General features: G+C 70.2%; 9 protein-coding genes. 6 read left to right on the forward strand and 3 right to left on the reverse strand.

Annotation, left to right across the window (positions count from 1 at the left end; translation table 11 throughout):
• Window positions 1-54 precede the first annotated feature (54 nt).
• From secD to EV187_RS09345, 3 genes are all read left to right on the forward strand, one after another.
• Complete coding sequence (gene secD, locus EV187_RS09335) at window positions 55-1,788, forward strand: protein translocase subunit SecD (protein ID WP_242609519.1); 1,734 nt, start codon at window positions 55-57, stop codon at window positions 1,786-1,788.
• Window positions 1,788-2,807: a protein translocase subunit SecF gene (gene secF, locus EV187_RS09340; protein ID WP_130352771.1), complete on the forward strand. Its 1,020-nt coding sequence runs from the start codon at window positions 1,788-1,790 to the stop codon at window positions 2,805-2,807. Before secD ends, secF begins: the two co-directional genes overlap by 1 nt.
• A gap of 71 nt (window positions 2,808-2,878) precedes the next feature.
• On the forward strand, window positions 2,879-5,131 hold the full coding sequence (locus tag EV187_RS09345; protein WP_130352772.1) for a RelA/SpoT family protein: 2,253 nt from the start codon (window positions 2,879-2,881) through the stop codon (window positions 5,129-5,131).
• On the opposite strand, the gene EV187_RS09350 is transcribed toward EV187_RS09345, so the two are convergent.
• The 3 genes from EV187_RS09350 to EV187_RS09360 form a co-directional block, all read right to left on the reverse strand.
• Window positions 5,110-5,700: a hypothetical protein gene (locus EV187_RS09350; RefSeq protein ID WP_165391152.1), complete on the reverse strand. Its 591-nt coding sequence runs from the start codon at window positions 5,698-5,700 to the stop codon at window positions 5,110-5,112. The genes EV187_RS09345 and EV187_RS09350 overlap by 22 nt on opposite strands.
• A 120-nt stretch (window positions 5,701-5,820) precedes the next feature.
• Window positions 5,821-7,053 (reverse strand): DUF349 domain-containing protein, encoded by a 1,233-nt coding sequence (locus EV187_RS09355; RefSeq protein WP_130352774.1) that lies wholly within the window; start codon window positions 7,051-7,053, stop codon window positions 5,821-5,823.
• A gap of 87 nt (window positions 7,054-7,140) precedes the next feature.
• Window positions 7,141-7,926 (reverse strand): peptidylprolyl isomerase, encoded by a 786-nt coding sequence (locus EV187_RS09360; RefSeq protein ID WP_130352775.1) that lies wholly within the window; start codon window positions 7,924-7,926, stop codon window positions 7,141-7,143.
• A gap of 146 nt (window positions 7,927-8,072) precedes the next feature.
• Here EV187_RS09360 and EV187_RS09365 point away from each other — a divergent pair, with 146 nt between their 5' ends.
• The 3 genes from EV187_RS09365 to EV187_RS09375 all read left to right on the forward strand — a co-directional run bounded on the left by EV187_RS09365 (window position 8,073) and on the right by EV187_RS09375 (window position 10,768).
• Entirely contained in the window at window positions 8,073-9,500 is a 1,428-nt protein-coding gene (locus EV187_RS09365; protein ID WP_130352776.1) for a replication-associated recombination protein A, read from the forward strand.
• A 218-nt stretch (window positions 9,501-9,718) separates the two neighbouring features.
• The gene (gene rpsD / locus EV187_RS09370) at window positions 9,719-10,342 is read left to right on the forward strand and encodes a 30S ribosomal protein S4 (RefSeq protein WP_130352777.1); all 624 of its coding nucleotides are present in this window, start codon (window positions 9,719-9,721) and stop codon (window positions 10,340-10,342) included.
• A 222-nt stretch (window positions 10,343-10,564) separates the two neighbouring features.
• Window positions 10,565-10,768, forward strand: coding sequence for a hypothetical protein (locus EV187_RS09375; protein WP_130352778.1), 204 nt, complete (start codon window positions 10,565-10,567; stop codon window positions 10,766-10,768).
• The last annotated feature ends 4 nt before the right edge of the window (window positions 10,769-10,772 follow it).

Consider the following 10,772-nt stretch of genomic DNA (forward strand, 5'->3'; position numbering starts at 1 on the left):
CCGTGGCTCGGCCCGCGCGATGTCGCGCGGGCTCCAGCAGAGAAAGCAGAACCAGTGGCTGCACCATCCAAGCGGTCATCCCGGCCGACCCCCGTTCGCAAGGCCTGGCGATCGCTCACCTGGCTCGGCGTCATCATCGTCGGCCTGTTCGCGATCAACGCGGCCGGAGTGATCTGGGGCGGCGGCTCGTGGACGCCCAAGCTCGCCCTCGACCTCGAGGGCGGCACGCAGATCATCCTCGAGCCGAAGGTCGAGACCGGCCAGTCGGTCTCGCAGGAGCAGCTCGACCAGGCGGTCTCGATCATCCGGCAGCGCGTCGACGCGTCGGGCGTCGCCGAGGCCGAGATCAACACCGAGGGATCGAACGTCGTCGTCCGCATCCCCGGTGAGCTCGACGACCAGACCCGCGACCGCATCGAGTCGTCGGCCAAGCTCGAGCTGCGGGCGGTGCTGCTCGCGGATGCCGCGACGACGCAGTCGGTCGACCCCACCGAGAGCCCCGCGCCGACCGAGCCCGCAGAGGAGCTCGAGTCGACCCCTACCACCGAGCCGACCGACGGCAGCGACCCGGCGTGGATCACCCCCGCCCTGCAGGACGAGTTCGACAACTTCGACTGCGCGACCCTCGACGAGGCCGACACCAACGTCGCGCCCGCCGACGAGCCGCTCGTCACCTGCGACGTCAGCCGCACCGCGAAGTACCTGCTCGGCCCGGTCGAGGCCAGCGGCGAGAACATCGTGAACGCGACCAACGGCATGGTCACCACCCAGACCGGCGCCAGCACCGGCCAGTGGGCCGTGAACATCCAGTTCGACGAGCAGGGCACCGAGGACTTCGGCGAGGTCAGCACGCGCCTGTTCGGCCTCAACGGCCAGACGCCGCGCGACCAGTTCGCATTCGTGCTCGACGGAGCCGTGCTGACGGCGCCCCAGATGAACGGGGCGATCACCGACGGGCGCCCGCAGATCACCGGCAACTTCACGCAGGAGTCGTCGAAGTCGCTCGCCGACCAGCTCAAGTTCGGCGCCCTGCCGATCAGCTTCACCGTGCAGTCCTCCGACACGATCTCGGCGACGCTCGGCACCTCGCAGCTCCAGTCCGGCCTCATCGCCGGCCTCATCGGCCTCATCCTGGTCGTGATCTACACGCTCTTCCAGTACCGGGCGCTCGGGTCCGTCACGATCGCGTCGCTCGCGATCGTGGGCCTGGTCACCTACCTCATGATCACGATCCTGTCGTGGCGGGAGGGTTACCGCCTCTCGCTGGCGGGCATCGCGGGCCTCATCGTGGCGATCGGCTTCACGGCGGACTCGTTCATCGTGTACTTCGAACGCGTACGCGACGAGCTCCGCGACGGCCGGCCGCTCGTCGGCGCCGTCGAGGCCGGATGGAAGCGCGCCTTCCGCACGATCCTCGCCTCGAAGGGCGTCAACCTGCTCGCGGCGGTGGTGCTCTTCATCCTCGCGGTCGGCAGCGTGAAGGGCTTCGCGTACACGCTCGGTCTCACGACGATCATCGACGTGGTCGTGGTGATCCTGTTCACCCACCCGATGCTGCAGCTGCTCGCGCAGACCAGGTTCTTCTCGAGCGGCAACCCATGGTCGGGGCTCGACCCCAATGCTCTGGGTGCCGTCTACCGTGGCCGCGCCGAGTTCCGCAAGCCCGTCGCAGTGCCCGCGAGCAAGGTCGCCTCGAGCTCGAAGGAGGCGCAGAAGCGCCAGACCATCGCAGAACGCAAGGCCACCGCGAGCGTCGGCAGTGGGACGAGCGAAGGCAAGGAGTCCTGATGGCCAACCGGCTCACCACATTCGGCAACGACCTCTACACGGGCAAGCGCTCGTTCAACTTCGTCGGCGGCCGCAAGAAGTGGTACGCGATCGCGGGCGTGCTGATCATCCTCACGGTCCTGATCCCCGTGCTGCGCGGGATCAACTTCAGCATCGAGTTCCGCGGCGGTTCGCAGTTCCAGATCGCGGGCATCGAGAACGCCACGCCCGAGCCCGCGATCGACGCGGTGGCGTCGGTCGTGCCCGAGGCCGACTCGCACGTCACGATCGTCGGCGGCGACGGGGTGCGGGTGCAGACCGACCAACTCGAGCAGGCCGACTCGCGGGCGGTCACGACCGCCCTCGCCGAGGCGTACGGCGTCCCCGAGTCGGAGGTCACGTCGTCGTTCATCGGCCCGAGCTGGGGTGCGGATGTCACGAGGCAGGCGCTCGTCGGTCTCGTCGCGTTCCTCCTGCTCGCGGGCGTCATCATGGCGATCTACTTCCGCACCTGGAAGATGTCGCTGGCGGCGATCCTCGCGCTCATCGGCGACCTCATCGTCACGGTCGGCATCTACGCCGCGGTCGGCTTCGAGATCAGCCCCGCGGCCACGATCGGCATCCTGACGATCCTCAGCTACTCGCTCTACGACACGGTGGTGGTGTTCGACAAGATCCGCGAGAACACCGCGGAAGACGGCCAGGAGTCGCGCCGCACGTTCGCCGAGTCGGTGAACCTCGCCGTGAACCAGACCCTCGTGCGCTCCATCAACACGAGTGTCGTGGCGGCGCTGCCGGTCGCGGCGATCCTCTTCATCGGCGCCGGGGTGCTCGGGGCCGACACCCTGCGCGACATCTCCCTCGCACTGCTGATCGGCATCATCGTGGGAACGTGGTCGACCGTCTTCATCGCCGCGCCGCTGTACTCGCAGCTGCGCGAGGGCGAGCCGGCCATCCATCGCCACGACCAGAAGGTGCTGAAGGAGCGCGAGCGCGCGGCATCCGCGACGAGCAACGCCGAGGCGCTGCCGACCGTGTGATGTTCGCCTCGGGCGAGAGTGGCACGGAGCACGCCCCGGAACGGCGATAATTGAGTTCTGGAGGTGGGCGTATGACCGAGGCGGGAGTCAACTCGACCGCTTCGCTGCGCCGCCTGGTGCCACGGATCTTCTCGAAGGCCCAGCCCTCGGGTGCCGTGGACACCCTCATGCGAACGGTTCGGATGCATCATCCGAAGGCCGACCTCGGGCTCATCGAGCGCGCCTACACCGTCGCCGAACGCGCCCACGAGGGCCAGAAGCGCAAGAGCGGCGAGCCGTACATCACGCACCCGATCGCGGTCGCGCAGATCCTCGCCGACCTCGGGATCGGGCCCAAGACGGTCGCCGCGGCGCTCCTGCACGACACCGTCGAGGACACGGCGTACACGCTCGACCAGGTGCGCGCCGACTTCGGCGACGAGATCGCGATGCTCGTCGACGGCGTCACGAAGCTCGACAAGGTCAAGTACGGCGACTCTACCCAGGCCGAGACCGTGCGCAAGATGATCGTCGCGATGTCGAAGGACATCCGGGTGCTCATCATCAAGCTCGCCGACCGCCTGCACAACGCCCGCACCTGGGGCTTCGTGCCGGCCGAGTCCGCGGCGCGCAAGGCCACCGAGACCCTCGAGATCTACGCGCCGCTCGCGCACCGACTCGGTATCCAGGCGATCAAGCTGGAGCTCGAGGACCTCTCGTTCGCCGTGCTCTACCCGAAGCTGTACGCCGAGATCGAGAGCCTCGTGAAGCAGCGCACCCCGCAGCGCGAGGAGTTCGTGCAGACGGTCATCGACATGGTCGGCGAGGACCTCAAGACCGCGAAGATCCGTGGCAAGGTCATGGGCCGCCCCAAGCAGTACTACTCGATCTACCAGAAGATGATCGTGCGCGGGCGCGACTTCGACGAGATCTACGACCTCGTCGGCATCCGCGTGCTCGTCAACTCGGTGCGCGACTGCTACGCGATCCTCGGCTCGATCCACGCGCGGTGGACGCCGCTGCCCGGCCGGTTCAAGGACTACATCGCCACGCCGAAGTTCAACCTCTACCAGTCCCTCCACACGACGGTGATCGGCCCGAAGGGCCGCGCCGTCGAGATCCAGATCCGCACCCACGACATGCACCAACGCGCCGAATTCGGCGTCGCCGCGCACTGGAAGTACAAGGAGCGGATGAACTCCGGTCGTGCGACGGACGCCGCGAGCGCCCACGACACCGACATGGCGTGGCTCGCCCACATCTCCGACTGGCAGGCCGAGACGGCCGACCCGGGGGAGTTCCTCGACTCGCTGCGGTTCGAGATCGGCGCGAAGGAGGTCTACGTCTTCACGCCGAAGGGTCGCGTGATCGGCCTGCCCTCTGGTGCGACCCCGGTCGACTTCGCGTATGCGGTGCATACCGAGGTGGGCCACCGCACCATGGGCGCGAAGGTCAACGGCCGTCTGGTGCCGCTCGAGAGCGAGCTGTCCAGTGGCGACGTGGTCGAGGTGTTCACGTCGAAGAACCCCGACTCCGGACCGAGCAAGGACTGGCTCACGTTCGTGAAGAGCCCCCGGGCGCGGAACAAGATCCGGCAGTGGTTCACCAAGGAGCGTCGCGACGAGGCGATCGAGCAGGGCCGCGACGCCATCGCCCGGGCGATGCGCAAGCAGAACCTGCCGCTCCAGAAGCTCATGAGCCAGGAGTCGTTCGCCGAGGTCGCCGCGCAGCTGCGCTACGACGACGTGTCGTCGCTGTACGCCGCGGTCGGCGAGGGCCATGTCTCGACCCAGTCGGTGCTCGAGAAGGTCGTGGCGCTCGTCCGCGACGTCGACGAGGGCGACGAGCCCGACCTGCCGATCCCGGTGCGCTCTCGCCCTCTGCCCCGGAACTCGGACTCCGGCGTGCTCGTTCGCGGGGCTCCCGACATCCTCGTGAAGCTCGCCCGATGCTGCACCCCGGTGCCGGGCGACGAGATCATCGGCTTCATCACGCGCGGTGCCGGGGTGTCGGTGCACCAGGCCAATTGCCACAACGTGCAGTCGCTGATGCGGGAGCCCGAGCGGATGATCGACGTCGAGTGGGCACCGAGCTCCAAGAGCGTGTTCCTCGTGCAGATCCAGATCGAGGCGCTCGACCGGGCCGGACTGCTCTCCGACGTCACGCGCGTGCTCTCGGAGCACCACGTGAACATCCTGTCTGCGAACGTGTCGACCTCGACCGATCGCCTGGCCCTCAGCCGGTTCGTCTTCGAGATGGGCGATACCACGCACCTCGATCGCGTGCTCAACGCCGTGCGACGGATCGACGCCGTCTACGACGTCTACCGCGTGAGCGACGGCTGATCGCCATCGCGCGCTGAACGCCGCCCGGATTCCGCCAGCTCGAGCCGCCTGCGGGCCGCCGCCCGGTGCGGCATCCGGACGGCGGCATCGAGTCGCTCGTGCAGTGCCGTCGCGAGCGCGGGCCGCTCGACCTGCAGGGCGCCGACCACGCCCACGACCACGTCGTCGTCGAGGCTCGGATCGCGAAGCAGGTCGAACGCGGTGCGCGTCGGCGAGGTGCACCGGTGGTCGCCGAACCGCACGATGTCGTCGTCGTCGATGCGGACCTCGCGGACGAGCGTTCGAGGGCGGTCGACGACGGCGATCCTGGCATCGAGCGGCACGCAGAACTGCGCGACCGTCGGGGCATCGTCGATCGCCCCGTGCACCCACGCCGCCGACATCCGCTCGATGATGAGCGAGCGGGGCGATCGCATGGACAGGACCATGGCTCGGAATGCCGGGTGGTCGGGTTCGTCGACCGGTGCCCAGGCATGGTCGATCACGAAGAGCTCGCCGTCGAGTCGCGCGGCGCAGAGCTCGGCGAGCGGAAGGTGATCGGTGCCGAGCACCGCGGGAAGCCGGGCCATGAGGTCATGCTGCGGCATCCGGCCGTCTGCGCACCGCGTGACGATCGAACTGTGGAGAACGTCGGTCGTCGTCGGAGGGCGCGGTCGAGTGGGCCGCGTCGCCTCGGTGGTGTCGGCCGGTCAGCCGCCGACGGCCTTCAGCCACGCACGACGCGCCTCGAGGGCCTCGCGCGCCGACGCGATCGCCTTCTGGTCGCCCGCCGCCTCGGCCGCGGCGAGCTCGGCCTCGAGCTTCGCGATCGCGTCCTGCAGCTGGCCGAGCATGCCCTCGGAGCGCGCCTTCTTCTCGGGGTCCTCCCGCTGCCAGCGCTCGTCCTCGAGCGAGCGCACGTGCGTCTCGACCTTGCGCAGGCGGTCCTCGACCGGCCGCACCTGGTCGCGCGGCACCCGGCCGATCTCGTCCCAGCTGCGCTGGACGCGGTTCAGTGCGTTGCGCGCCTGCTTGGGATCGGTGACCGTGAGGAGCTTCTCGGCCTCGTCGAGCAGTGCGAGCTTCTCGGTGAGGTTGGCGCGGTACGCCTCGTCCTCCTGCGCGTCGACCTCGGCCTTGGCCTGGAAGAGCACGTCTCCCGCCGCCTTGAACTTCGCCCACAGGGCGTCGTCGAGCTTCTTGCCGGCGCGGCCGGCCTGCTTCCATTCGTCGAGCAGGGCACGGTAGTCGGCGACCGCGTCGCCACCACGCGGGGCGAGCGCCTCGGCGCGCTCGATGAGCGCCTGCTTGCGGGCCCGCACGTCGCGATGTGCGGCGTCGAGCTCGGCGAAGAACGCCTTGCGGTGCTGCTCGATGGTGGAGCGCGCGGTGCGGAAGCGCTTCCAGAGCTCGTTCGCCTCGTTCTTCGGCAGGCGCGGGCCGTCCTGCTGGTGCTGCTGCCAGCTCGCGAAGAGGGCGTCGAGCTCGGCGGTCGCCTGCTTCCACTGGGTCTTGGCGGGGTCCTGCGCCGCGAGCGCCTCGGCCTGCTCGACGATCCGGGTGCGCTCGGCGATCGCCTCGTCGAGCGCGGCCTTCGACTCGGCCTGCTGCTGCTCGGTGAGCTCCTTGGCCGTGCCGGAGAGCGCCTCGAGACGGCGGGCGAGGGCGTCGAGGTCGCCGACCGCGTGCGCCCCGGCGACGGACTCGCGGAGGTTGGTCACGGCCTTGGCGACATCCGCTGCCGGTGCGCCCCGACGCGCGCGCTGCTCGAGGAGGCCGACCTGGCCCGCGAGGTCGGCGTACTTCCGCTCGAAGTAGGCGAGGGCCTCCTCAGGCGTGGCGTCGGGGTACTGGCCGACCTCTCGCTCGCCGTCGGCGGTGCGTACGAAGACGGTGCCCGTCTCGTCGACGCGGCCCCACGGTTGCTGCTCTGAATCGGTCACGGCCTCACCCTGTCGTGGTCGGATGCCGCCCCACGGGCGGCGTTGACGGCATCAAGCCTATTGCACCGCCCGAGGGCGGGACCGTCGTCACTCGATCGTGAACCCCGTGATCGCCACGGGCACGGCGGGCGCGCCATCGGTGCCGCCGTCGGCCGTTCCGGCGTCGGTGACGGCCGACTTGAGGTCGTCGAGGCCGCTCGTGACACGGCCGACGACGGTGTAGCCGCCGGCCTGGTCGGGGGAGAGCGTCGTGTCCTCGTAGACGATGAAGAACTGGCTGCCATGGCTGTAGCCGTCCAGCTGCTGGCGCGCCATCGCGATCGTGCCGGCCGGGTAGGCGTTGTCGGCCGGCGCGTTCTCGACGGGTCCGTAGCTGTACCCGGGGCCTCCCGTGCCGTCGCCGGCGGGATCGCCGCACTGCAGGACCCAGATGTTCTCCCGCGTGAGGCGGTGGCAGCTCGTGCCGTCGTAGAAGCCGTACTGGATGAGGCTGATCTCGCTGGAGACCGCCTGGGGGGCGGCCGCGCCGTCGAGCTCGATGCCGAGCGGGATGTCGTTGAGCGTGAGCGTGCCGGTCCAGGTGCGATCCTCGGCGATGTCCGCGGAGGGCACGTCGCCCTCGTTCTCGCCGGCGGGAGGAGTCGCGGTCGGCGTCGGCGTGGCCGTGGGCTCCGCCTCGGGCGTGCCGGGTCCGCCCCCGAAGTAGAACAGCTGGGCGGCGGTCGCGAGCGCGAGCACGACCACGAGGGCGATGACGGCGATGACGTTGTCGCGCGAGCGGCGGCGCTGCTTGCGGACGTGCACCTCCTGGCGAGCCTGGTACGTGCGGAGGCGGGCGCGTTCCTCACGCGCCTGACGGTCGTTCGATGCCACGCATGCTCCTTCTCGGGACTCCTGCGTGCCGACTCTACGCAAGGCCGGTGGTCGGCACCAATCGCGTGCGCCCGCGTGCGCCCGCGTGCGCCCGCGGGTCGTCGGGGTCGGCCGGGGTGTCGGATGCCGCGGCTACGCTGGACGTCATGGTGGACTCCAGCCCGGGGCTGCGTTCCGGCGCGACGCCGCTCGCCGTGCGCATGCGCCCGACGAGTCTCGACGAGGTCGCCGGCCAGCGGCACCTGCTCACCCCGGGATCGCCGCTCGTCGCACTGGCGGGCGATCGCACGGGCGAATCGGGCTCGGTCTCGGTCATCCTCTGGGGTCCGCCCGGCACGGGCAAGACCACGCTCGCGCAGGCGATCGCCCGCTCCTCGGGCCGCAAGTTCGTCGAGCTCTCCGCCGTCACGGCCGGCGTGCGCGACGTGCGCCAGGTGATGGAGGAGGCGCGCGCCAGCCGCGACCTCTACGGACTCTCCACGGTCCTCTTCCTCGACGAGATCCACCGCTTCACGAAGGCCCAGCAGGACGCGCTGCTCCCCGGCGTCGAGAACGGGTGGGTCATCCTCGTCGCCGCCACCACCGAGAACCCCTCGTTCTCCGTCATCTCGCCGCTGCTCTCACGGTCGCTCCTGCTCACGCTCGAGCTCCTCACCGACGACGACCTCGGCGTCCTCGTCGACCGTGCGGTCGCCGACCCGCGCGGGCTCGCCGGAGCGGTCGACCTCGAACCCGAGGCGCGCGCCGCGATCATCCGACTCGCCTCGGGCGACGCGCGGCGGGCCCTCACGGCGCTCGAGGCGGCGTCGGTCGCCGCGTCGCAGGTCGCCGCGGCCGCCGCCGCCGGCGACGGCGAGCCCGCGGCATCCGACGCCGGAGATGCCGACGACGGCGCCGACGACGGTCGTGCAGCGGATGCCGCCGTCCCGCCCCGACCCGTCGTGACCGCCGAGGTGGTGGCCCGCGCCGTCGATCGTGCGCTGCTGCGGTACGACCGCAACGGCGACGAGCACTACGACGTCATCAGCGCCTTCATCAAGTCGGTGCGCGGGAGCGACGTCGACGCCGCGCTGCACTACCTGGCGCGCATGATCGAGGCGGGTGAGGATCCGCGCTTCATCGCCCGGCGCATCATCGTGCTCGCGTCCGAGGACATCGGCATGGCCGACCCGACGGCGCTCGGCGTTGCCGTGGCCGCGGCCGACGCCGTGCAGTACATCGGCATGCCAGAGGGGCGCATCCCACTGGCCCAGGCGGTCGTGCACCTCGCGACCGCCCCGAAGTCGAACGCCGCGTACCTGGGCATCGACCGTGCGATCGCCGACGTCCGCGAGGGCCGGGCCGGTCGGGTGCCGAAGCACCTGCGCGATGCCCACTACCCCGGCGCGAAGCGGCTCGGCCACGGCAAGGGCTACAAGTACCCCCACGACGACGAGATCGGCGTGGTGCAGCAGGAGTACCTTCCCACCGAGCTTCGCGGCGCGACGTACTACCAGCCCACCGAGCACGGCAATGAACGCGAGGTGTCGGCGAGGCTCGCGAAGCTGCGACGCATCGTGCGGGGCGGACCCTGACGCCTGCGCGGCCGGCTCGCCGTCCGATGAACGGCGGCGCGGCTCCGTGATATCATCTTCTCTGGCCTGAAGCCTGACCCTCGAGCGCGGCTGCGAGAGGATCACTGGCGAACGGGTGCGATCTGTAGCCGATCCACCCTTGGCGAATCCCTCTGACACAGATTCCCGGCGCACGATCGCGCCGCGAATTCACTTGAGATTCTTCCGAAAGGACATTCGTGTCGAACCAGTCACGCAGCAAGACCCGCCTCTCCCGTGCGCTCGGCGTCGCCCTCACCCCGAAGGCCGCCAAGTACATGGAGAAGCGCCCGTACGCCCCCGGCGAGCACGGTCGCACCAAGCGCAAGCAGGACTCCGACTACGCCGTGCGTCTTCGCGAGAAGCAGCGCCTGCGCGCCCAGTACGGCATCCGCGAGAAGCAGCTCCGCATCGCGTTCAACGAGGCTCGCCGCACCGACGGCCTGACCGGTGAGAACCTGGTCGAGCTGCTCGAGATGCGCCTTGACGCCCTGGTGCTCCGCGCCGGCTTCGCCCGCACGATCTCGCAGGCCCGCCAGTTCGTGGTGCACCGCCACATCCTCGTCGACGGCCAGATCGTCGACCGACCCTCGTTCCGCGTGAAGCCCGGCCAGCTCATCGGCGTCAAGCAGCGCTCCGAGGGCACCGAGCCGTTCCAGGTCGCCGCGGCCGGCGGCCACGTCGACGTGCTCCCGAAGCTCCCCGCCTACCTCGACGTGGAGCTCGACAAGCTCCACGCGACGCTCGTCCGTCGCCCGAAGCGCGCCGAGGTCCCCGTGACCTGTGACGTGCAGCTCGTCGTCGAGTACTACGCGGCTCGCTGACGCGACCACGCACTGGCCAGGGGCCGCGGGGCTTTCCCGCGGCCCCTGTTCCGTGCCTGCGGCATCTGCCTCCGCGGCATCCGTCGCCGCTAGACTGTCGAGCGCGGCGCGGCGGCCTCCGCAGGGCGCTGCTCGCGGGCGCTCGGCCATGACCGGCGCCTAGACTAGCTGCAGGCGTGCCGAGCGGGACTCGTGCCGCGAATCGGTCAGAGGGAGCACTTCGTGAAGAGCATCGTGTGGTTCGCCGTGGGCGTCGCTGCAGGCTTCGTCGCCGCGCACCAGCTCAACCAGACCCAGCAGGGCCGGGAGTTCTTCTCGTCGGTCGATGCGAAGGCGCGGGCCTTCGGCAAGGCCATCGCCGAGGGCTACCACGAGCGCGACGCCGAGCTCCGCGCCGAGGGCCTCGCGCCCGACGCCGCGCGCTGACGCC

This window comes from Agromyces ramosus, assembly GCF_004216665.1.
GTDB classification, from domain to species: domain Bacteria; phylum Actinomycetota; class Actinomycetes; order Actinomycetales; family Microbacteriaceae; genus Agromyces; species Agromyces ramosus.

What these genes read in the sequence shown, in the direction of transcription:
- secF (WP_130352771.1), top strand. Translation starts at nt 1,788, where the DNA reads ATGGCCAACCGGCTCACCACATTCGGCAACGACCTCTACACGGGCAAG.
- EV187_RS09345 (WP_130352772.1), top strand. Translation starts at nt 2,879, where the DNA reads ATGACCGAGGCGGGAGTCAACTCGACCGCTTCGCTGCGCCGCCTGGTG.
- EV187_RS09350 (WP_165391152.1), bottom strand. Translation starts at nt 5,700, where the DNA reads ATGGCCCGGCTTCCCGCGGTGCTCGGCACCGATCACCTTCCGCTCGCC.
- EV187_RS09365 (WP_130352776.1), top strand. Translation starts at nt 8,073, where the DNA reads ATGGTGGACTCCAGCCCGGGGCTGCGTTCCGGCGCGACGCCGCTCGCC.